This window comes from Bradyrhizobium zhengyangense, assembly GCF_022012435.1.
Lineage (GTDB): Bacteria > Pseudomonadota > Alphaproteobacteria > Rhizobiales > Xanthobacteraceae > Bradyrhizobium > Bradyrhizobium zhengyangense.
The window spans coordinates 67,618-90,240 of the sequence record NZ_JAKLUA010000013.1; the positions used below are offsets into that span (position 1 = coordinate 67,618).

At 64.1% G+C, this 22,623-nt stretch carries 19 protein-coding genes and 1 pseudogene; 15 read left to right on the forward strand and 5 right to left on the reverse strand.

Annotated elements, in window-relative coordinates; translation table 11 throughout:
• Positions 1-100: 100 nt before the first annotated feature.
• The 5 genes from L6637_RS30420 to L6637_RS30440 all read left to right on the forward strand — a co-directional run bounded on the left by L6637_RS30420 (position 101) and on the right by L6637_RS30440 (position 5,440).
• On the forward strand, positions 101-919 hold the full coding sequence (locus tag L6637_RS30420) for a hypothetical protein (RefSeq protein WP_237872769.1): 819 nt from the start codon (positions 101-103) through the stop codon (positions 917-919).
• Between the two features lie 151 nt (positions 920-1,070).
• Positions 1,071-1,655 carry a HutD/Ves family protein gene (locus tag L6637_RS30425; RefSeq protein ID WP_237872770.1) on the forward strand — a complete coding sequence of 195 codons (585 nt, stop codon included), beginning with the start codon at positions 1,071-1,073 and terminating at the stop codon, positions 1,653-1,655.
• 106 nt (positions 1,656-1,761) lie between these two features.
• The gene (locus L6637_RS30430; protein WP_237872771.1) at positions 1,762-2,967 is read left to right on the forward strand and encodes an adenylate/guanylate cyclase domain-containing protein; all 1,206 of its coding nucleotides are present in this window, start codon (positions 1,762-1,764) and stop codon (positions 2,965-2,967) included.
• 91 nt (positions 2,968-3,058) lie between these two features.
• Positions 3,059-3,856 carry an adenylate/guanylate cyclase domain-containing protein gene (locus tag L6637_RS30435; protein ID WP_237872772.1) on the forward strand — a complete coding sequence of 266 codons (798 nt, stop codon included), beginning with the start codon at positions 3,059-3,061 and terminating at the stop codon, positions 3,854-3,856.
• 231 nt (positions 3,857-4,087) lie between these two features.
• Positions 4,088-5,440 (forward strand): carbohydrate porin, encoded by a 1,353-nt coding sequence (locus L6637_RS30440; protein WP_237872870.1) that lies wholly within the window; start codon positions 4,088-4,090, stop codon positions 5,438-5,440.
• A 100-nt stretch (positions 5,441-5,540) separates the two neighbouring features.
• Here L6637_RS30440 and L6637_RS30445 read toward each other — a convergent pair whose 3' ends face one another.
• The 4 genes from L6637_RS30445 to L6637_RS30460 all read right to left on the reverse strand — a co-directional run bounded on the left by L6637_RS30445 (position 5,541) and on the right by L6637_RS30460 (position 9,579).
• A complete protein-coding gene (locus L6637_RS30445; RefSeq protein ID WP_237872773.1) occupies positions 5,541-6,977 on the reverse strand; it encodes a tetratricopeptide repeat protein in 1,437 nt (478 codons plus the stop codon).
• A gap of 129 nt (positions 6,978-7,106) precedes the next feature.
• Positions 7,107-7,433, reverse strand: a complete 327-nt coding sequence (locus L6637_RS30450; protein ID WP_237865278.1) for a hypothetical protein — start codon at positions 7,431-7,433, stop codon at positions 7,107-7,109.
• 141 nt (positions 7,434-7,574) lie between these two features.
• Positions 7,575-8,591, reverse strand: coding sequence for an alpha/beta hydrolase (locus tag L6637_RS30455; RefSeq protein ID WP_237872774.1), 1,017 nt, complete (start codon positions 8,589-8,591; stop codon positions 7,575-7,577).
• 13 nt (positions 8,592-8,604) lie between these two features.
• Positions 8,605-9,579, reverse strand: coding sequence for an MBL fold metallo-hydrolase (locus L6637_RS30460; protein ID WP_237872775.1), 975 nt, complete (start codon positions 9,577-9,579; stop codon positions 8,605-8,607).
• A 197-nt stretch (positions 9,580-9,776) separates the two neighbouring features.
• Here L6637_RS30460 and L6637_RS30465 point away from each other — a divergent pair, with 197 nt between their 5' ends.
• From L6637_RS30465 to L6637_RS30490, 6 genes and pseudogenes are all read left to right on the forward strand, one after another.
• Positions 9,777-10,724: a LysR family transcriptional regulator gene (locus tag L6637_RS30465; protein WP_237872776.1), complete on the forward strand. Its 948-nt coding sequence runs from the start codon at positions 9,777-9,779 to the stop codon at positions 10,722-10,724.
• Between the two features lie 178 nt (positions 10,725-10,902).
• Positions 10,903-12,195, forward strand: a complete 1,293-nt coding sequence (locus L6637_RS30470; protein ID WP_237872777.1) for an ABC transporter substrate-binding protein — start codon at positions 10,903-10,905, stop codon at positions 12,193-12,195.
• An 89-nt stretch (positions 12,196-12,284) separates the two neighbouring features.
• Positions 12,285-13,145 (forward strand): annotated as a pseudogene (locus L6637_RS30475) (carbohydrate ABC transporter permease); the annotation flags it as partial.
• A gap of 91 nt (positions 13,146-13,236) precedes the next feature.
• A complete protein-coding gene (locus L6637_RS30480) occupies positions 13,237-14,010 on the forward strand; it encodes a carbohydrate ABC transporter permease (protein WP_237865507.1) in 774 nt (257 codons plus the stop codon).
• Positions 14,011-14,035: 25 nt separating this feature from the next.
• On the forward strand, positions 14,036-15,055 hold the full coding sequence (locus L6637_RS30485) for a Gfo/Idh/MocA family protein (RefSeq protein ID WP_237872778.1): 1,020 nt from the start codon (positions 14,036-14,038) through the stop codon (positions 15,053-15,055).
• 3 nt (positions 15,056-15,058) lie between these two features.
• Positions 15,059-16,147, forward strand: a complete 1,089-nt coding sequence (locus L6637_RS30490; protein ID WP_237872779.1) for a Gfo/Idh/MocA family protein — start codon at positions 15,059-15,061, stop codon at positions 16,145-16,147.
• A gap of 3 nt (positions 16,148-16,150) precedes the next feature.
• Here L6637_RS30490 and L6637_RS30495 read toward each other — a convergent pair whose 3' ends face one another.
• Positions 16,151-17,179, reverse strand: a complete 1,029-nt coding sequence (locus L6637_RS30495; RefSeq protein ID WP_237872781.1) for a glycosyltransferase family 2 protein — start codon at positions 17,177-17,179, stop codon at positions 16,151-16,153.
• 1,039 nt (positions 17,180-18,218) lie between these two features.
• On the opposite strand from L6637_RS30495, the gene L6637_RS30500 reads away from it, so the two are divergent.
• From L6637_RS30500 to L6637_RS30515, 4 genes are all read left to right on the forward strand, one after another.
• Complete coding sequence (locus tag L6637_RS30500; protein ID WP_237872782.1) at positions 18,219-18,965, forward strand: IclR family transcriptional regulator; 747 nt, start codon at positions 18,219-18,221, stop codon at positions 18,963-18,965.
• Between the two features lie 99 nt (positions 18,966-19,064).
• Entirely contained in the window at positions 19,065-19,988 is a 924-nt protein-coding gene (locus L6637_RS30505; RefSeq protein WP_237872783.1) for an SMP-30/gluconolactonase/LRE family protein, read from the forward strand.
• Between the two features lie 339 nt (positions 19,989-20,327).
• The gene (locus L6637_RS30510) at positions 20,328-21,692 is read left to right on the forward strand and encodes an MFS transporter (protein WP_237872784.1); all 1,365 of its coding nucleotides are present in this window, start codon (positions 20,328-20,330) and stop codon (positions 21,690-21,692) included.
• 2 nt (positions 21,693-21,694) lie between these two features.
• A complete protein-coding gene (locus L6637_RS30515) occupies positions 21,695-22,609 on the forward strand; it encodes an NAD(P)-dependent oxidoreductase (protein WP_237872785.1) in 915 nt (304 codons plus the stop codon).
• The last annotated feature ends 14 nt before the right edge of the window (positions 22,610-22,623 follow it).

Below are 22,623 nucleotides of genomic sequence, written 5' to 3' on the forward strand. Positions count from 1 at the left end.
CAGGTGAGCAGCCGGTTCAGCTGCAATTGCCGGCTCCACCTCCCATGGCGCCACCGCGCGAGCCGCCATCGACGCCGTCGCCCGCAAAGTGAAGGTCGAGATGTGCAAGCAGCAGAAGGCGGAAGCGCAGCTTGCCGGGCAGAAACGGCAGGAAGCGATCCCCGCGGCCGTCGCCGATACGTCGGCCGAACCCGATCTGACTTGGGACGTTCTGGGCTTGCGGGTCGGCCGCAAGACGGAGATCATCGCCCTTGTCGCGTTTATGCTCTCGCTGGGCGGTGTCCTTTGGCAGGTTTTCAATTTTGCCCGTGGCGCGGTGGTTCAGCTGTTTCCTTCCGATCAGATTGTTCTGACGACGGTCGAAAAGCTCGGCAAGAACTATCGCAGCCAGGACAACAATCTCGCGCTCATTGCGACCATGGCCTATTCCAACGAGGGGGATGTGGGTCACAACGCAATTGTGCGCCGTGAATACATAACGATGACGTTCGGCGACCGTACCGTCGAACACAGATGGTATGAGTTCGGTAGCTCAGATCTCAAGGATGGCGCGCTGGAATTCAAGCGCGACAGCGAGGCTCGTCCGTTTCCGGTCAACGCAGCCTCGGCCGTCAGTCACGAGACGTTGTTCGCCGCGTGGGAGGTTGATTGCGGGGAGGGCGACAAGAAATGCGATCCGCGGGGCAATTTCGTCCAATGGGACGACTTCCTGGCGGCTGCCAAGGCTAACCATAAGCTCGTAATTACGACGAAAGCCATTGTCTATCCGTCGACAGAGTTGACCGCCTCATGCGAAATCAAGCTGCGTCAGTGGGAGATTGACGTGTTGCAAACGGACCAGTGGTTGTCGGCAACGTGCAGCCAGCCTGGAGCCCCGGCTGTGCTGAGAGTTCCTTTGCAGGGAAAATCTGCCAAGTGACGGGTCGAGGTCGCGCGACTGCTGCCTGCAATTTGTAAGGCCGGCCGCGACGTGGCCTGGCAGCCGGCCCCAGGATCGGATTGCATCGCCACCGCTAGCAGCGCCGGCCGATCGCGGGCATGATGAGGCCGTTGATTCCGGATGCTGTTTTATGAAAACCACGCTGCTGAATGCCGAAGACTACACCCGTGCGCCCTGGAAGAACGGCGGCGGCGTCTTTACCGATATCGCGGATGCGCATCGGCCCGGCACGGTGGTGAAGAACTGGGACAGCCTGCTGTGGCGCTTTGCGTCCACGCCGATCGTTGCGCCCGGGCCGTTCTCGCACATGCCTGATATCGATCGCTTGCAGATGGTGATCGGCGGGCGCGGGCTGGTGCTGAAAGCCGGGGGGCAGGAGCTCGACGAGCGCGAGCCGTTCACGACCGTCCGCTTCACCGGCGAGATGGAGATCGTGACCGAGCTCGAGGCCGGCCCGGTCGAGGTCGTCAACCTGATGGCGCGGCGCGGTGCGGCGGAGATCGAGCTGGTGGCGCTGAAGGAGCCCGGCGAGCGGCCATTGCCCGCCGGCACGCATCTGGTATACGCGCTATCTCGCGATTGTGACATTCATCTCAAGTGCGAGGAATTTCTCGTTCCCGGCGGCAGCACGCTGAAAATCGAACTGACCGAGGCGTCCAGGCTGACGCTCGTTTCGGGACTTGCGGTACTGGCATCGATTCGGCTCGTCAGCTAGGCGGCGGTCGTGCGAATGCGCACAATCCGTGCAACTGGCTAGGTTGACGCAGCCGATCCGGAACACGATATGTGCGGGCATAAAGACCGCCGCTGAAGGCCAGGATATGAACGCGCCAGACAAGGTTCCCGCTACAACACTATCCGACGGTGTCGTCGATTGGCTGACCACGGGGACGCACAACGAGCGCTTCATCGACAACATTTTTGCCGAGATGTGCAACCGCATCCAGCAAACGGGCATTCCGCTGAAGCGGTCGACGCTTCACGTGCTGATCCAGCACCCGCAATGGTTGGGGGCGCGTTTCATGTGGGCCGACGGCATGCGCGAGGCCGAGATTGCGCGGGTTGATTTCGATGTACGGGAGCGGTCCGAATATATCGGCAGTCCTGCCAACGAAATGCAGAATGGCGCCACTGAAGTGCGTGAGAATCTGGAGCAGGATCCCGCGCTTGGCCGCAAGCACGCGCTCTATGACGAGATGCGGGCGAGGGGCCTCACCGACTATGTCGCCTGGCCGCTCTACCACACGCTCGGCAAGCGCCATCTGGTCACGTTCGCAACTGATCGGCCCGGCGGATTCGACGCTGCGCATATCGTCGCGCTGAAGAAGCTGCTGCCGGTGCTGGCGCTGGTCAGCGAAATCCGCATCAAGAACCGCCTGGCGCGCACGCTGCTGGAGACCTATGTGGGCTCCCATGCCGGCGAGCTCATCCTGGCCGGCGCCACCCGCCGCGGCACCGGCACGACGGTGCGCGCCGCGATCATGATCTGCGATCTCAGGGATTTCACGAAGATCTCCGACAATTGGCCGCGCGACGACGTCATCGATCTCCTCAACGATTATTTCGACGCGATGTCCGACCCGATCGCGCGGCATGGCGGCGAGATCCTGAAATTCATCGGCGACGGCCTGCTCGCGATCTTCCCGCTCAGCCAGCCCAACGCATGCGCCAATCTGTTGCGCGCCGTTACCGAGGCCCGGAAGGCGATGGCTGCGCTCAACACGCGCAACAACGGCACGGGCCGCGCGCCGCTCAACTATGGCATCGGCGTCCATGTCGGCGACGTCATGTACGGCAATATCGGGTCATCAAGCCGGCTCGACTTCACCGTGATCGGCCCCGCCGTCAACATGGCCTCGCGCCTCGAGGCGCTCACCAAGCAGGTCGGCAAGCCAGTGCTGCTATCGCGCGACTTCGCCGAGCTGGTCGATCGCGAGTTTGAGCTGGAGCGGGTCGGCAAGCATGCTGTGCGCGGCTTCAGCGATCCGATCGAGCTTTTCGCGTTTGAGCCGTCGCCGCGGACGTAAACCGCGCCGCGCGACGCGCGCTGTTGCCAAGGCGCGAGCGTCGAATTACGCTCCGGGTCTGCCATATCGGTTCAGCATCAGCCGCATCGTCATGCCCAAATTCCTTCGCGTCGGCCTGCATCAGTCGAACGTATCAGGGTACACGTCGAAGGCGTGGTGCGTGCGGCGGGTCGGTTCGGCGGTGTTCCTGAAATGGGGCGCCGTCGAAGTGCAGGGCGCCGGCAACGGCCGCAAGGTTTACTGGACACACCTGCCGCAGGAGAAAACGATCCGCTGCGGCACGGCGCAGCGCGCCCAGGATTACACCAAATCCGCCATCGCACGGCGGCGCAGCCATGACTATGAACCGCTCAGTGGCGCCATTGGGGTCAGGAGAAGATCTGCCAACGGCAGCGCCGAGCTCAAGCAGACGCTCGCCACGATCCTGATCGTCGACATCGTCGGCTCCACGGCGAAGGCCGCAAAGCTCGGCGACGCGCGCTGGACCAAGGTCATGGGCCTCTACTACGCCGCGGTCCGCAAGGAGCTGAAATCGTCGCGCGGCAAGGAGGTCGTGACGACCGGCGACGGCGTGCTTGCGACCTTCAAGGCGCCGGCGGCTGGCATCAATTGCGCGACTGCGATCCAGAGGGCCGTGCGCACGCTCGGCCTCGAGATCAGGGTCGGCCTTCACGCCGGCGAATACACGATCAGCGGCGGCGAGATGGTCGGTCTCGCCTTCCACATCGGCACCCGCGTTGCCGCCAAGGCGCGCGCCGGGGAAGTGCTGGTCTCGAGCGCGGTCAAGGACCTGCTCGCAGCGCAATCCCAGATCCGCCTTCGGGATCACGGCAGCCACCAGCTCAAGGGCGTGCCGGCGCGGTGGCGGCTCTATCGGGTGGAGGGTTGAAGGAGGCGAGGCCGATCTCGCCGTCCTTCCCGAAGCGCTCTTGCGTAAGATTGTCTGCCGGGCCTTGCAAGACGCAGATGATCGCCGGCCGGGAATAAACACAAACCCGAATTGATCCTCACCAGGGGAACCGCGGCATACGCGCGGCGCGCGTTTGCGCGCGGCGGCGTCGCGATGGGGCGGAGACGAAACACAACAACAAAAGAAGCCGGAAAACCCTGGGAGTACCTGATGTCGTTGGAGAGGTTTGCAAGCGCCGCACGGCTGTGCGGCGCGGGGATTGTCTTGTCGTCACTGTTGGGCAGCGAAGCGCATGCGGCCGATCTTCTGACGAAAGCGCCGCCTGTTCCTTATGCTGCGGCCGATGATTTCTGGACGAGGCCGTATCTGTTCGGCGATCTCGGCAGGACGCGGCTGAAGGAGCAGGGCATCTCTCTCGCGCTGACGCTGGGCGACGAAGCCGTCACCAACCTGTCGGGCGGAGCCAGAAACACCGGCGCCAATGCCGGTCAGCTGGCGTTTCAGGCAAGATTCGACCTGGCGAAGCTGGCCGGCCTCCAGGGCGGTACCGTCGGCCTCACGCTGGTCGACCGCTTCGGCAACAATTTGAATAGCGAGGCTGACATTCCCGCCCTGCAGCTCACCAATGAGGTCTTTGGCCGCGGCACCATTCTGCGCCTGACCGAGCTTTACTACTCGCAAAAGCTTCTCGACGATCGCCTCGAGCTTAAGGGCGGCCGTCTCCCCGTCGGCTCCGACTTCTTCTTCGGCGAGTGCGATTTTATCAACCTGACCTTCTGCGGCGGCCAACCCGGCAACATCCTGGGTGGCTACATCTTCAACTGGCCGGTGAGCCAATGGGCCGGCCTGGCCCATTTCAATCTGACCAAGGAATGGAAGATTTCGGTCGGCGTCTACGACGCCAATCCGAATTATCTGACGACGTCAGATCCGACGATCTACTTCCTGCCCGGCATTCCTGCCTCGAGCCCTGCAGCGGGTGTGCTCGTCCCGGTGGAGTTGACCTGGACTCCGAGTGGTCCCCTGAACGGAACCTGGAGATTCGGCGGCTGGTACGACAGCGCGTCGACGATTGATGGCGGCCTCCCGGGCATCGTTGCGACAATTCCGGGCGCCGGTGGTGTCCCGGATCAAAATCTGGGAGATCAGCGTGGTCGCTTCGGCGTCTATGAGTCGATCCTGCAGCGGTTGACCGTCGATGGTCCCAAAACGCAGGGCTGGTACACGTTCCTCAACACGACCGTGGCCGATCACCGGACGTCGTTCCAGGACTACCAGATCTCCTGGGGCGTCAAGCACAGTGGAACGTTCGCCTCGCGCCCCGATGACGAGGTTGGCTTCGCGGTGGGCACGACTCATGTGAACTCGGCAGCCCTCGGACCGAATGCAGGAGGTAACGAAGCTCCGATCGAGCTCTGGTACGGATTGCAGGCAACCGGCTGGATGAACCTCAAGTTCGACGCCCAGTACGTCATCAATCCTGGCGGGCGCGGGTTTAATGCCGCCGGTGTCAAGACCGACAACGCGTGGGTGCTGGGTCTGCGCACCGCGGTCCGGTTCTGAGGCGAGGTGGAGCCGGAGCATTGAGCCAACGCTGCCGGATCAGGCGGACACTGGCTCAGATTGGTGCTGGACCGGCAGGCAGAAGCGTGGACGGCTCTCGCTATGGCTGCCACGCCGAGGCCATGCCATCCAGTTCACGTCGCACACGATCGACGACGCTGCCCCAGTCGCCTCTGGTGGGCTGCCTGAACAGCCGCATCGACCGGTACCACGGGCTATCGTCGCGATCGAGCAGCCAGCGCCAATCCGGGTTGAAGGGCAGCATCGTCCAGACCGGTGCGCCAAGCGCGCCGGCGAGGTGAACGACGCTGGTGTCGACCGAGATCACCAGGTCGAGACAGGACGTCAGCGCCGCGGTCTCGCTGAAATCGGTGAGCTGCTCGGTCAGGTCGACAATGTTGGAGCATTCGGCAAGGAAGGCGCGGTCCTCATCGCGGATGCCTTTCTGCAAGGAGACGAACTGGACGTCGCAATCCAAGAGCGGCACAAGCGCGCGTAGTGCGATCGACCGGTTGTGATCGTTCTTGTGACCCGGGTCGCCCGACCAGGCCAAGCCCACGCGGAATCGTGTGCGGGGGCCAAGCCGGCTCTCCCACGCCTTCACGCGCTCCGTCGACGGCGCAGGAAGATAGCCATCCGCGAACGGAATCGTATCCGGGCGCGTCCCGAACGCCAGCGGCAGGCTGCCGAGAGGACAGTGCAGGTCGAATGCCTGTGACGGCGTCGACGATCGGTCGATACAATCTGCGACGCCGCTGATCCCGGCCAGTAGCCGCCGGACTGCAGGCTTGACCTCCAGGACGACGCGAGCCCCGGGCGCAGCTACCATCGACGCGTAGCGCGCAAACTGGATGGAGTCGCCGAGAGCCTCGTCGGCATGCAGCAGGATGGTCTTGCCCTCGAGCGGCTGGTCGCCCAGCCAGCGTGCTTGCGAAAACCCACGCTCGGCAAGGCCCAAAGACGGCGCTTTCCAACGGGCCTCGCGTCCCAGCCAGCCCCGCTCGAAATCTCCGGTCAGCATCTGCAGCAGCGCGAGATTCCAGATCGTGTCCGCATTGTCGGGGGCGACCGCGAGCGATCGGTGAAACGTCGCGAAGGCGTCATCCAGCAATCGCAGGCTCCACAGCGCCCGCGCCTTTTCGTTGAGTGCTGCGGAAAAATTGGGACGAAGCGCGAGTGCGCGATCGAAGCTCGCGAAAGCCTGCTCCATGCGGCCCAGCCGCGAATGCAGCGTGCCGAGATTCTTGTGCGTTTCCGCCTCGCCAGGGTTCAGCGCGATGGATCTCTCGAAGTCCGCCTGGGCCTCCGCGAACCGGCCCAGTCGCTGCAGGCAAAGGCCACGCGTTTGATACAAAGGTGCGACATTGGGATTGAGCTTTTCGAATGCGTTGAAGCATTCCAGGGCTTCGGCAAACCGGCCGAGATTGAACAGCGATTGGCCCTGTTTTGCTGCCTCCAGGCTCTTCGCAATCTGCAGATTTTGCGGCGCGGATTTTGGGGAATGTTTGGCCGCGGCCCGGCGCTCTTGGCGGTTCATTGGCTGACCAGAAATGGAGACGACGTCCCGTCGCGGCATTTTCTGGTGCCAGGCTGGTGCGAGGCTGGTGCTGCCCGAAAGGCTCACACAACGAGAGAGGCCGCCTTCGCGGCGGCCTCACTTCCGTTGTTACCATCGACCGGGACCGACGCCGATCGTGACGCCCGGCCCGTCATACCCGCCGTCGTAGTAGCCGCGGTCATAATACCCACGATCATAATAGGTGCGGGCCGGCGCCTGATAGTAGCCATAGCTGTCGCGCCACCTCGTGTGGCGGTGTCGGCAATTTCCAACGCCGGCCATCAACTGACCGCCGCTCATGGCGGGGCCCTCGGCGCCGACCGCGTTGTTGCCTGAGCTTGTGCAGGGACCCGGGCCTTGAGCGAAGCTCGGGGTTGCCATCGCGGTCATTGCAATCGTCGCGGCGATCACGCCAATGCTTGGAACGATCCTCATGTCTGTCCTCCAGTTTCGAGAGGGATCAACGACGCGTAGCTGCCGACGTTCCCCGCGATGCGCTGATGCGAGGGATGCGGAACATGGGAGCCTCCCTCTTCGCCTCCGTTCGGTTCCAGCTATTCCAGGATCCCGCGAGGGTCAGGCGGATGGAGTTCCGTGCGGATCGCGCTCGGTCAGGAACTGACTGATGGCGTCGAATGCCTGCATGCGGTTCCTTTCGAGCAGCACCATGTGGGTGCCTTCGCCGATTTCCACCCATCGGCGGTATGGCGCCCGTTTGAGCGAACTGAAGAAATTTTGCATCGTGGCCATGGTCACGTCGCGGTCCCATTCGGCGTGAACGAGGAGCACGGGGACCCGAATGTCGTTCGCGTCGTAGATCGTTTTGCCTGCGCTCCAATAATCGCGGATATCCTGGATCGGACCGTTCACCGCGCGCATCACACGGGGGCGCTCGGTGTTGCCTTGCGGATCTGACGCGAGCGAGGCTTCCGCCCAGCGATCGAACCAGCCTTCCGGGATCAGGCTCGCGCGTGCCGCTTCCGGCGCCGCCGCGAGCCAGCGCTCCCTGAAATCGAGCACGGGGACCTTGCGGTAGCCACCGAGCGCGCCGCCGGAATCGATCGGGGCCGGGGTGTTCAGCAACCACAGCGGCGCGACCAGCGCGAGCCGCACGACCTTGTCGTTGTTGCCAGCGGTATAAGCGCCGGCCACCGAGCCGCCCCAGGACATGGCGACGAGATTGAGGCGCGGGATGCCGCGATGCCGAAGGATGTAATCGACCGCGCTGGCGAGGTCGCGCACTGCGACATTGGTGCGAACGAGCGGCGCGGAGTCCTGCGCCGGCGCGTCCATTTCCGGCGGCCGGGTCGATCCGCCATAGCCGCGCACGTCGAGTGCGAACACATCAAAGCCCTGCGCGGCGAGATGATCCATGAAGGAGCGGCCGCCGAACGGCACGTCGAAAAGGCTCGCCGACGAATAGGTTGCGCCATGGACCATCAGGATGGTCCGCTCGGCGGAAAAGGCCTTCTGCGCGCTGGCTCGCTTGTTGCGAAGGTGAAGCGAAATGCCGGGCGTGTCGCTCGGGACAGCGAGATCTTCGACCACGAGATCGGGCCTGTATCCATGTGCGGGAATGGTCTGGTCCATCATCAGTCTTCCTTGATCAGAGGAATTGCCAGGCGAAGCGCTCTCCGCTGCGCCTGATGCGCCCAGTGGAGGACTCCGCGAAATGGGTGGTGAAGACGGTTGCGCCGCTCTCGGCCGCATCCTCCAGCACGGCGTTGCGCGAGCGGAGCGCGGCTTCAGGGAATTCGCAGAAGCAGGAGTTGAGCGAGGGCTCATAGACCTGGAGCGGGTGATGCATCACATCACCCGCAAACAGCGCTTGCTCGCCGCGAGAGACGAGGCGGATGGAGGCGTGGTCGACACTGTGGCCTGGCGTCGGGATGAACGAAATTCCCTCCAGCACTTCGCCGCCGTCAACTGTGACCAGCCGTGCCAGGCCCGCATCGATCACCGGCCGCACGCTGTCGTCATAGACGCGATCGGCGGGCTTGCGCAGCGCAGGGCCCAAGGCCGGATTGGCCGCTGGCTCCCCACCATTGGCCAGACTCTCGCCATAGGCCTGCTCGACGCGAGAGAAGATGTAGGTGGCGTTGGGGAACGTCGGCGTCCAGCAACCGTCGACGAGGCGCGTGTTCCAGCCGACGTGATCGGCGTGGACGTGGGTGAGGAGCACATGGTCGACGTCATCGGGCCTGACGCCAGCAGCGGCCAGCCGCGCAAGGAAGGGCTCGTTGAGCCGATGCAGCGGCGGAATGTCGGGCCTGTTCTTGTCGTTGCCGGTGGCCGTATCGATCAGGATGGTGTGGCGCGGCGTTTTGATCAGCCAGCTGTGGATGCTCTGGATGAACGTGCCGGTCGCAGCATCGAACGGGCCGGCCTCGAGCCGCGACCGCTGGCGCTCCAGCGCGTCCGGATCCGCGCCGGGATAGAGCGTGTCGAACTGAAAGGCTGCGAGCGACAGTTCGTCGATCCGCGTGATGACTGCATCGCCGACGTGATAGGTCTTCGTCTCCTTCGTCACTGAGAGATCCTCCGCTTCGGTCGGCGCCGGACGCGGCGTGATTGCCGACATCCTGGACCCGCCGCCGTGGCTGTGAGGTACGCGCCGGGCTGCGCCGCCGGGAGGGCCGCGGCCTCGATACGTCCAATCGATGCCGTTGATATCTGGGCGTTCCGGCGGCCTGCCTTTTCATGTCCGCGCGAAGGCCTTAACTTCTCTCAGCGCGGCTCGTATGGCCGCGATAGTTTGCCTTGAACGGAGGTGCCGCGATGGCGGATGTCGAACGCGGTCCGGGCCGGTCGGCCGACGATGCCGAGCTCGCTGAGATCGATCTCGGCCTGTTGCTCGCGCTGGAGGCGCTCTTGCGCGAGCGCAATGTCACCCGTGCGGCGTCGCGGCTGAACATCGGGCAGCCGGCGCTATCGGCCCGGCTCAACCGATTGCGGCAGGTGTTCGCCGATCCGCTGTTCGTGCCTGCGGCGGCGGGGCGGGGCGTGGTGCCGACGACGCGAGCGGTGGAGCTACAGGCGGAGCTTGCGGAGGTGCTCGGCAAATTGCGCCGCATGGTGGAGGGACCGGCTGCGTTCGATCCCGCGGGCGACCAGCGAACCTTTGTCGTTGCCATTCACGAGAATCCGGCGGTGACGCTGGCGCCGGGTTTCGTTGCCCAGTTGACGTCGATGGCTCCCCGCACGCGGCTTGCCCTTGTCCATCCCACGTCCGACATCGTCGATCGCCTCGAACGAGGTGAGATCGATGTCCTGGTCACGGGACCCGGCGGGACCAGCGGCGAGCTGATGCAGCGTCCGCTGTTCGAGGACAGCTTCCTGACCGCGCAGCGCAAGGGCCACCCGCGCGGCACAGGTACGCTCGATCTCGACACGTTTTGCGCATCCGATCATCTGCTGATCTCCGCGGATGGCGGCGGTTTCGCAGGCCTGGTCGACGACGCGCTGTCCGCGCTCGGCCGTTTCAGGCGCGTCGCGGTCTCGATCCAGACCTATGCGCTTGCCCCAATCATCCTCGCGCACAGCGATTGCATCTGCACCCTGCCGCGGCGATTTCTGCTGCGCTTTGCCCATGAGCTCGACCTTGCGCCACCGCCGCTCGATCTGCCGCCGGCACGCATCGTCGCGCTATGGCACCCCCGCAACCAGGAGGACGCAGGTCACGCCTGGTTGCGCGATCGCCTCTACCAGGCGGCTGCCGCCACGTGATGTCTGCAATCGCGTGGATGAGCCGAGCCCGCGTTTGACAAAGCCGACCTAGCCGCTACCTTCGGTTCGCTTGCAATAAAGAAGCACGTTGCGCAACTCGTGCATTGACAAGCGGTCAACTTGTGTCATCGGCCGGTCACACGCGCCTCAATTGACACGTGGTCAGGGAGGACAGTTCATGAGCGGCTTCGCGCTGTCGCGTCGTTCATTGATCGGCGCCGGTATCGGCGGTGCAACATTGGCGGGCCTGGGTGGCCTGCCCGCTGCGGCGCGAGAGTTGCGGCTGCGCATGTTCTGGTGGGGCGCCAAGGAACGGGCGGAGCGCACCGACAAGGTCAATCAGCTCTATTTGAGCAGCCATCCGGACATGACAATCGCCGGCGAGACGCTGGGCTGGACCGATTATTGGGCGCGGCTTGCGACGCAAACCGCCGGTCGCAATGCGCCCGACGTGCTGCAGATGGATTACCGCTACATCTTCGAATATGCGCGCCGGGGTGCCCTGCTGCCGCTCGATGCTTACGTACCGAAAGCCCTTAACCTCACGGATTTCAGCCCGGCCGCGGTCGACAGTGGCAAGGTCGACGGCAAGATCTACGGCGTCAGCCTCGGTCTCAACTCGACGGCGATGGTCTACGACAAGGGGCTGATCCAGAGCCTGGGCCTGAAGGAACCGATCTGGAACATGACATGGAGCGAGGTTGGCGATCTCGCGGCCGAGGTCACCAAGGCCGCCAAGCGCGACGGCTTTACCGGCATGGAGGACGGCGGTGGCAACGAGCCGCTGCTGGAGGTCTGGCTCGCCCAGCGCGGCAAGTCGCTGTACACCGGCGAAGGCAAGGTTGGTTACGACGACAAGGACATGGCCGAGTGGCTCGCATTCTGGAGCGATATGCGCAAACGCGGCGCCAGCGCCGCGCCTGACGTTCAGGCGCTCGATCGCGGCGAGATCGATTCGAACCTGTTGTCGCTCGGCAAGGTCGCCATGACCTTTGCCCACTCCAACCAGCTGGTCGGCTTCCAGGCCATCAACAAGAGCAAGCTCGGCCTCTCGACGTTTCCCGACGGCGGGCAGGGCGCGAAACCCGGCCAATATCTGAAGCCGGCCATGATGTGGAGCGTCTCCGCGCAGTCGAAACAGGCCGAGGCTGCGGTTCAGCTGGTCAGTTACTTCATTGCCGATACTGAGGCCGGCAAGCTGCTCGGTGTCGAGCGCGGCGTGCCGGCGTCGTCAGCGGTGCGCAATGTCGTGACGCCGTCGCTCGACGACCTCGGCCGCGCCATGGTCGACTACATCAGCCTGATCAGCGACAAGGTTGGACCATTGCCGCCTCCGCCACCGCGGGGCGCCGGCGAGATCCAGAGCGTGCTGCGGCGGGTGAATGAACAGGTCGGCTTCGGCCGTCTGACGCCAGCCAACGGCGCCAAGCAGTTCGTCGCCGAGGCGTCCGCCGTGCTGGCCCGCGGATAGAAGCAGTGGCGGATACGCTGATCGACGCCGCCACGTCCCGACAGGCCTTGCCGGCGGTACGCGCACCCGAGACGTCCTGGCGCGAGAGCGCCACGGGCTATCTGTTTCTCGCGCCCTGGCTCATCGGCTTTTTCGGGCTCACGCTGGGACCGGCGCTGGTCTCGCTGTATCTGTCGTTCACGGATTACGACCTGCTCAGCAACCCGCGCTGGGTCGGCGCCGCCAACTATGTGCGCATCGCCACCAGCGATCCCAAGTTCAGCGCGGCAATGCACGTCACCTTCCTCTATGTGGCGCTATCCGTGCCGCTCAAGCTCGCCTTCGCACTGCTGGTGGCCATGATGCTGAACCGGGGCCTGCGCGGCCTGCCGCTGTACCGGGCGATCTTCTATTTGCCTTCGCTGATCGGCGCCAGCGTGGCGGTCTCGGTGCTGTGGCGCCAGTTGTTCGCAAGCGACGGCCTGCCCAACCAGGCGCTGAAGCTCGTCGGCATTCATGGACCGAGCTGGATCTCCAATCCCGACACCGCGCTCTATACGCTGGTGGCGCTGGCCGTGTGGCAGTTCGGCTCGCCGATGATCATCTTTCTCGCCGGCCTGCGCCAGATTCCGAAGGACGTCTATGAGGCTGCCGAGATCGACGGAGCCAGCCGCAGCCAGCAGTTCTGGCGGATCACGCTGCCGCTGCTGACGCCGGTGCTGTTCTTCAACGTCGTGGTGCAGACCATCGACGCCTTCAAGGCGTTCACGCCGGCCTTCATCATCAGCGGCGGCACCGGCGGGCCGATCGACGCGACGCTGTTCTACACACTTTATCTCTACCAGGAGGCATTTGCCTATTTCCGCATGGGCTATGCTTCCGCGCTGGCCTGGGTGCTGGTGGTGATCATCGCGGCCTTCACCGCGTTATCCTTCCTGTCATCGCGCTACTGGGTGCATTACGATGGTTGATCTCGCAGGACAGGATCAGGTTTCGCCCTCTCGCAATCGAGGCGGCCGCACGCTGCTCTATCATGTCGTGCTGTGCCTCGCCTCGATCGCCATGCTGTATCCGCTGCTCTGGATGCTGGCGAGCTCGTTCAAGCCGGACAGCGACATCTTCGGCGATGCCTCGCTCTGGCCGCGCCACTTCAGCCTTGCCGCCTATTGGCGCGGCTGGTCGGGGCTGCAAGTGACCTTCGGCAAGTTCTTCCTGAACTCGCTGGTGGTGTCACTGTGCAGCGTGGTGGGCAACGTGATGTCGTGCTCGCTGGCGGCCTACGCGTTCGCGCGACTGAAGTTCCGCGGCCAGAAATTCTGGTTCGCTTTAATGCTCGGCACGCTGATGCTGCCGTACCACGTCACGCTGATCCCGCAATACATCCTGTTCCTCAATCTCGACTGGGTCGACACCTTCCTGCCGCTGATCGTGCCGAAATTCCTCGCGGTGGACGCCTTCTTCATCTTCCTGCTGGTGCAGTTCTTCCGCTCGATCCCGCGCGAGCTCGATGAGGCCGCGATGATCGACGGCTGCGGTCCCTGGCGCATCTACTGGATCGTGATCCTGCCGCTGTCGATACCGGCGCTCGCCACGGCCGCCATCTTCACCTTCATCTGGACCTGGGACGACTTCTTCGGGCCGCTGATCTATCTGAACGACATGAACTCCTACACCGTCCAGCTTGGCCTGCGCAGCTTCGTCGATTCCACCGGCAAATCCGACTGGGGCGCGCTGTTCGCGATGTCGACACTGACGCTGCTGCCGTTGTTCGTGTTCTTTCTGTTCTTCCAGCGTCTCCTGATCGATGGCATCGCCACGACAGGGTTGAAGGGCTGACGGCCGCTAACCAAGGAAAAAAATCATGAGCAAACTGCGTTTCGCCGCGATCGGCATCAATCACGCCCACATCTATGGCCAGGTCGATTGCCTGTTGCGCGCCGGCGCCGAGCTGGTCGGCTTTCATGCGGTCGAGGACGATCTCTCCCAGGCTTTCGCCGCGAAATATCCGCAAGCGCCGCGCGTCGCCGAGCGGGCGCGATTGCTCGAAGACAAGTCCATCGCACTGATCCTCTCGTCCGGCATCCCCGCCGACCGCGCGCCGCTCGGCATCGAGGTGATGCGCCACGGCAAGGACTATATGAGCGACAAGCCGGGCATGACCTCGCTGGAGCAACTGGCCGAGGTGCGCCGGGTCCAGGCCGAAACCAAGCGGATTTACTCTGTCTGCTACTCCGAGCATTTCGAGACCCGCTCCACCGTGAAGGCCGGCGAGCTGGTCGCATCAGGCGCCATCGGCAAGGTCATCAACACCGTGGGGCTCGGTCCGCACAAGCTGAAGAACCTGCCGCGGCCCGACTGGTTTTATTCGCGCGAGCGCACCGGCGGCGTCTTGACCGACATCGCCTCGCATCAGTGCGAACAATTCCTTTTCTTCGCCGACGCGCTCGACGCCAAGGTCGTCAGCGCGACGGTCGCCAATCGCGCCAATCCTGATAGGCCTGGCTTGCAGGATTTCGGCGAGATGCTGCTGCGGACCGGCGACGTCACCGGCTATATCCGTGTCGACTGGTTCACCCCCGATGGCCTGCCCAATTGGGGTGACGGCCGCATCACCATTCTCGGCACCGAGGGCTATATGGAGCTGCGCAAATACATTGATATCGCGGGGCAGGGGGGCATCGACCACCTCATCATGGTCGACCGCAAGGGCGTGCACCGGATCGACTGCTCCAACGTCGAACTCCCCTATGGCCGCCAGCTCATCGCCGACGTGCGTGATCGCACCGAGACCGCGATCCCGCAGGCCCGCTGCTTCAAGGCCATGGAGCTGGCGCTCACCGCGCAGGCGATGGCGGAAGGCAAGGCGCAAGAAAGGGCCTAAAGTATGTCGAAGCGTAGAACGGTTGCTGTCATCGGCCTCGGCATCGGCCGCAGCCATATCGACGAGGGCTATGCGCGCCTGCGCGATCGGTTCGATGTGCAGGTGATCTGCGATCTCAACGAGGAGCGCCTCGCGGCTGTCGGCGACGAGTTCGCGGTGCCGCGCCGGACCACCTCGTTCGACGAGGTGCTGGCCATGGGCGACGTCGAGATCGTCGATATCTGCACGCCGCCAACACTACACTTTCCGCAAGTCATGGCGGCGCTCGCCGCCGGCAAGCAGGTGATCTGCGAAAAGCCGCTGGTCGGCTCGCTGCAAGAGGTCGACCAGCTCGCCGCCGCCGAGGCCACCTCGCGCGGGCGTCTCATGCCGGTGTTCCAGTATCGTTTCGGCAACGGCCTGCAGAAGGCACGGCGCATCATCGAGCTTGGCCTTGCCGGCAAGCCGTATCTGGCGACCATCGAGACCGCCTGGCTGCGCGGCGCCAAATATTATGCGGTGCCGTGGCGCGGCCGCTTCGAGACCGAATTGGGTGGGGCGCTGCTCACCCACGCCATTCATTCCCACGACATCCTGACCTGGCTGATGGGCGATATCGCCTCAGTGTTTGCGCGCACCGCAACGCGCGTCAATGACATCGAGGTCGAAGACTGCGCGGTGGCGAGCCTCGTGATGGCAAACGGCGCGCTGGCCTCGCTGGCCGCGACGCTGGGGTCGGCCAAGGAGATCAGCCGTCTCCGGCTGTGCTTCGAGCACGTCACCTTCGAGAGCTCGCTTTCGCCTTATGCTCCCGGCGACGATCCCTGGCAGATCATCGCCACCTCGCCGGAAGCAGAAGGGCGGATCGCCGCGGCGCTCGAAGGGTTCACCTTCGTGCCATCGCGCTTCGAAGGCCTGATGGCAGCCTATCATCAGGCGCTGGAATCGGGCGGCCCGTTGCCGGTGACGCTGGACGACGCGCGGCGTTCGCTGGAGCTGATCACCGCGCTCTATCATGCCGCTGAAACAGGCACGGCGGTGGCGCTGCCGATCGGCAAGGGCCACCCGAAATATCGCAGCTGGCGCCCGGCGGCGGCGACTGCGTCGGGATGATGCTCAACTCGACATCAGTGTGCGCGCGGCACGGGCGAGACGACGGCTGACGGTCTTCTGCCGCAGCGCTTCGGTCCAGTCGAACATGCTTGAATTGACATCATAGTCGCCGCGCTGGGCGTCCGGTATCGCACCGGCGACGATGCGCGCGATCAGCTGCGGCAATTCCCGATAGAAGGTATCCGTGCGATAAGGTGGGTGGAGCGAGTAGAGCCCGGCGCCCGAACCGAGAAAGTCGATGCGGGAAAGATGATTGCGCATCATGGCCGCGGAGATGATCTCCTCCGCCGGCATCGTCAGCGGCGACTGGCGAAACAGTTTTGCGCGAATCCGGCGCTTGAGATTCGGACGCACCAGTTGCAGCGCTCCGATCGATGCATCGAACTTGGTCTGATCAAGCACGAAGATCCGCGTGCTCACCGTGCGAAAACGGTAAGCGGGGTAGGCGGCGTCCAGCCGTTCGGGCGGCTGGATGCCTGATAATCCCGGGAAGCCCCCATGCAGATCGCCGAGTGTGCCGTCAGTGCGGGGCGGCCCGGGAAGCGGTCCGGCGAACAGCGCATCGGGCGTTGTCTTCAGCCAGCCGATCGCTTCCTCCAGCCAGACCTGGCTGCCGCCGCCGAACAGCATGTCGCTGTCCATATGCACGACATAGTCCGCGTTCGTCTTCAACAGACCGTAGAAATAGGCGTGGAACGGCCCGCCATCGAAGGCCTTTTCCGGATAGGCGCTGGATGTCGAGAAATAGCGCTGCCGTACGGCCTCGAGCGCCGCCGGCGAATAGTCGACCTCGGAAATCTCTGCCTTCGGCGATTTCAGCGCGATGGCCTCCAGCAATGCGAACAGGCGCCTGCGGCTCTCCTCGTAAGCGCTGCCGGTATAGCGGCCGCTCTTGCTCTGCTTGGTGTCGACGGTGAAGACGATACGATCGACCTGATCGCCCCACACGTCGAGCTGATGCGGCAGTGTGTGGACCGCATGGCGCACGTCCAGCGGATGCAAATTGATCTGAAGCGCTGATCTGACTTGCATCTCATCTTTCCTTGCCGGTGCACGGGTCGGTCACGTCCATGAACAGCTCGCGTCTGAATCAGCTGCTCAAGGGAGGCGGCCTGAGCGCGGTCGGCCTGGATTGGCGCCTCTGTGGTCGTATGCGAAATTTATCAAAGATGGCCTTCATCAGAAGCCAATTCGTACTGCGTCGTTAATGAACCGCGGCAGGCAAAGGAGGGATCATTGCCGGCGATGCGTGGCTCGACCTGAGTTGCTCAACACGCAAGGGCTGGCGCAGCGGCGCGCGCAGCACGAAGAGGTGGTGAAGCGGGTCATCCCTCTGAGCGTCAATATTCGGGTAACCACTTTTGTTAAGGCAGGCGCACCGGCAACTTGTCGCGGGTTGGTTGGACCGGCAAGGCGCATCCGAAATAGGGTGGCTGGCCGCCGGCAGCAGCGACCGCGCCGCTGCGCTGGCGTCCGGTGCTAACCGCCCCATCCCGCAAACGGATTATGACCTGGTTCTGGCTGATCATCGTAGTGCGGGGTCGGCTGAGGGCGGGCCGGCGCTCCCGGTGAATAGGCCCAGGCCGCGGCGGCCCCTGTGGTCGAAACTCGGCCAGAGTGAACAGTTGCATGATGCCGATGTCCCTGGGCTGCCGTAGCGGCGCCGACGGGTGCGCACAGGAAAATCAAAAGGCTCAGGACCAGACTTGATCGCATGGTCATTTCTCCGATGGACTTACTGTGAACCAACAAGTGAGCCTCGGTCGATGTCCCCGCAATCCGCTACCGCCTCGCGGCGGGTAACATCCGCGGCATCATGCTCGGGTGACGGTGGAATTCGTGCGAATCTGCAAACCCGTCTTGCCGTGACGATTGACGCGATCCCTCGTCACGAGGTGAGCTTCTATCAACCCTTCTGGGCCGTCGCTGCACCTCTGTTGAACGAATGCAGCGAACATCGGAGCTTCACGCTGCCTACGGTCGCGCAACATGAGCGCACCGCGATTCGAGGTCGTAGCCTCTTCTCCTCGTCGGCAGAATGCCTTAGGACGTGACGAGGACGAGGGGTGATATGGCAAAGCAGACCGTGAAGAAGCCGCCCGCACTCAAGGGCGTATCGGCAGCAGAACGCGCACTCGCGGTGCTGACCGCGTTCCGCCGCGGCGACGGCGCCTTGAGCCTGGCCGAGCTCGCGGAGCGGACCGGCCTCGTCAAGAGCACGATCCTGCGGCTGGCCTTGTCGCTGCAGCAATACCGGTTGCTCGCCCGCCTGCCGGACGGCTCCTACCGGCTCGATGCGGAGACCTTGCGCCTCGGCACCGCCTATCAGCAGGCGTTTCGTCTGGCCGACCATGTCATGCCGGTGCTCGAGCAGCTTGCGGCAAAGACCGGTGAGACGACGTCCTTCTATGTTCGCAATGGCGAGGAGAGGCTTTGTCTGTTCCGGGTGGAGAGCAGCAATCGCATCCGGATGACCGTGCAGCCGGGCGATACCCGCCCCATGGACAAGTCCGCCATCGCGCAAACGCTGCGGCGGTATGAGTCCGGGCCGCCCGAGCCTGATGACGAACTGCCGCTGTTCACCTCCGGTGTGACCGATCCTCATGCGGCCGCGCTCGCCATGCCCGTGTTCGGCATCGGCGACTCCCTGGTCGGGGCGCTGGCGGTCTCGGGCCCGGTCAGCCGGCTCACCACGGCGCGCGCGGAGCAGATCAAGGCGCCGTTGGTCGAGGCCGCAAGCAAGCTGACGCTAGCGTGCGGAGGAACTCCGACCTCGGGCACGGCGAAAAGCGGACGCAGGCGGACCGGTTCGACATGAAACGGAACGGCGTTTCGTTTTAGCTTGCCGCGTCGGCCTCGGCGGGCGACAATCCTGTCGACTCGATGGTTCTGCCAAGCTCGTCCCAAAGGTTAGCCGATGACGTTCTTCAGCCCGCCGCGCCGGATCGAAACCAGCATCTTCACACGGCTGCCTGATCATCTTCGCAAGCCGCGCCGCACCGCCTGGGCGGATGCCAACCAGGGCGGACGCGAAATCGACTCCTTCCTGGAAGGGCCGTCCTTCGATCGGCAGGGGCGACTGTACATCACCGACATTCCCTATGGCCGCATCTTCCGCGTCAGCGCTGACGGCGTGTGGGAACTGGTGTCCGAATATGATGGCTGGCCGAACGGCTTGAAGATCCACCGTGACGGCCGCGTGTTCATCACCGATTACAAGCGCGGGATCATGCTGCTCGATCCGGCCAGCGGCGCTGTGACGCCGTTCCTGGAGACGGCGGCGAGCGAGAGCTTCAAGGGCGTGAACGACCTCGTCTTCGCACCGTCTGGCAATCTCTATTTCACCGACCAGGGCCAGACGGGCATGCACGATCCCAGTGGCCGGGTCTGGAAGCTGACGCCGGACGGCCGGCTCAGCTGCCTGATCAACACGATCCCGAGCCCGAACGGCATCGTCGTCGATGCCGAGGAAAGTTTTCTGCTCGTCGCGGTGACGCGCGCCAACCAGATCTGGCGCGTGCCGCTGCCGGCGAGCGGCCTCACCACGAAGGTCGGCATCTTCTCGCATCTGCATGGCGGTCCCGGCGGTCCCGACGGACTGGCGCTGGATGACGGCGGCAATCTGCTGGTCTGCCACACCGGCTTCGGCTCGGTCTGGCGATTGTCGCAACTGGCTGAACCGCTCGACCGCATCGTCTCCTGCGCGGGTGTCGGTACGACCAATCTCGCCTTTGGCGGACCGCAGCGAAAGAGCCTCTTCATCACCGAGAGCCGCACTGGAACCCTGCTGCGCGCCGAACTCGAAACACCGGGCCTTCCGATGTTCTCGCACGCCGACTAGCTGCCACACACTGGGTGTCATCGCCCCGCCAGTGCGCAATTGCGCACTAGGACCGGGCGATCCGGTACTCCGAGACAGAGTGATCGAGCCGAAAGGCCGCGGCGTGCTGGATGCCCGGTCAAAGCCAGGTCAAAGCCGGGGCATGACAGTGGAGATCGAGGCTGCGGCGACGCACCTTAACCGACGATTGGCGCTCACTTTTCCCTGGGACCAGCTGCGAAGGGCGCGCGACACCTTTCAATAAAATGAAACGGCGTTTCAAAATGAATTGCAACGCCGTTCTATTTTTGTTAAGGCGCTCCCCATGGCCGGGAGAACACCGGCGCCCGGAGGGAACCCATGGCAAGCGTTGCAGCCGCCTCAGCCCAACAGGGCTTCACACCCGAGGAGGAGAAGATCCTCTCGAAGGTGCTGTGGCGCATCGTGCCCTTTCTGCTGCTCTGCTACATCGTCGCCTATCTCGACCGGGTCAATGTCGGCATCGCCAGCCTGACGATGAACGGCGACCTCGGCATCTCGCCGTCTGCATTCGGCTGGAGCGCCGGGCTGTTCTTCTTCGGCTATTTCCTGGCGGAAGTGCCGAGCAATCTCGCCTTGCAGGCGATCGGCGCCCGCAAATGGATTGCCCGCATCCTGATCACCTGGGGCTTGATCTCGGCGGCAACCGCATTCGTGGTTGGTCCTGCGAGCTTCGGCGTCATGCGCTTCCTGCTCGGACTTGGCGAGGCCGGCTTCACGCCCGGTGTGTTCCTCTATTTCACCTATTGGTTTCCGGCGCGCGTCCGCGGCACGGCGACTGCGGCTTTTCTGCTCGGCATCCCGATCGCCAACATCATCGGTGCGCCGATCTCGAGCTCGCTGCTCACCCTTGACGGCCTGGGCGGCCTGCATGGTTGGCAGTGGCTTTTGATCATCGAGGGCCTGCCGGCCACGTTGCTTGGCTTCGCGTGCCTCTTTGCGCTCACCGACAAGCCCGAACAGGCCAGCTGGCTCAGCCCCGCGGAGCGGACCTGGCTCGCAGGCGTGCTGGCGTCGGAACGCGAGGCCATTGCCGCCAGACACTCATCCCGCCTCAAGGATGCTTTCCTCAACTGGCGGGTTCTCGTCTGCGCGGCCGTGAATTTCTGCGCCATCATCGGCTCGGTCGGTCTAGGGCTGTGGATGCCGCAGATCATCAAAGGTTTCGGCTTCGGCGTCGTCGCCGTCGGCTTCATCGCCGCCATTCCCTATATCTGCGGCGCCATCACGATGATGCTATGGGCGCGGCTGTCGGACAACGGCGGCGAGCGCAGCTGGTTCGTGGCGTCGGGCCTGCTCGTCGGCGCGGCCTCGCTGATCGTCTGCGGCTACGCGACATCGTCCGCGCTGGTCTCGATCGTCGCCCTCTGCGGCGCCGTGATCGGCATCATGTGCTACCAGTCGACCTTCTGGCCGATCCCGTCGAGCTTCCTCACCGGCAGCGCCGCCGCGGGCGGCCTCGCGATGATCGTCTCGATCGGCAATCTCGGCGGCTTCGTCGGTCCCTATCTCATCGGCGTGATCAAGCAGGCGACCGACAGCTTCTCATGGGCCCTGATCTCGGTGGCCGCGTTTCTCGCCCTGGCCGGCATCCTGATCCGCCTGGTTGGCGCCAGCCTGCAGCGACAGGCCGGAACGGCTGACGGCCGCGCGGGCGCGATCGCACCCCTCTCGAAAGGAATTTGAAAATGAGCGAGCGAAAGCAGTTCCGTCTCGGTCTCGTCGGTTATGGCGAGATCGGCAGCACGCTGGGCAAGGGACTGCGCGAGGCCGGCCTGCTGCAGATCTTCTGCTACGACAAATACGCCTTCGACGGTCCCTATGCCGATCTGATCCAGGGCCGTGCCAAAGCCGCGGGCGTCACTCTGGTCAAGTCCAACCGGGAATTGGCCGATGCCGCGGAGCTGATCTTCAGCGTCACGCCGGGTTCCAGGTCGCTCGAAAGCGCAGCCGCGTTTGCGCCTGTGCTCGATGGCCGCCATACCTTCCTCGACTTCGCCTCAGCTACGCCCAAGGTGAAATATGGCGTCGCCGAACGGCTCGCAGGGACAGGCGCCACGCTCGGTGACGGCTCCATCATGGGCACGCCCAAGCATGGCTATGCGATGCACATGATGTCGAGCGGTCCCGCCGGCCAGCGCGTGGTCGACCTGCTCGTGCCCTGGGGCATGAGCATCGAATTCGCCGGCGACAAGCTCGGCACGGCCTCGGGCATCAAGATCCTTCGTTCGGTCCTGATCAAGGGCATCGAGGCGCTGATCGACGAGACGCTGCTCGCCGCCCGGTCCTATGGCCTGGACGAAACCGTATTGGCCTCGGCGTCGAAGACGCTGACGCGTCCGTTCATGGACACGGTCGAGAGCCTGACGCCCTCAGGCGTCATCCACGCCAAGCGACGCACCGAAGAGGTCGAGATGGCGGCCGAGGCGGTCGAGGATGCCGGCATCGAGCCGCTGATGGCGCGCGCGACCGCGGCACGGCTGCGCTGGAAGGACAGCCTGGGCCTGAAGGAGCACTTCAAAGGCGTCGTTCCCGAGAACTACAAGATCGCCATCGATGCGATCGCGACCCGGATGCAGGCCAGCGCGAAAGCAGCCGAATAAAGCCAACAATAAAA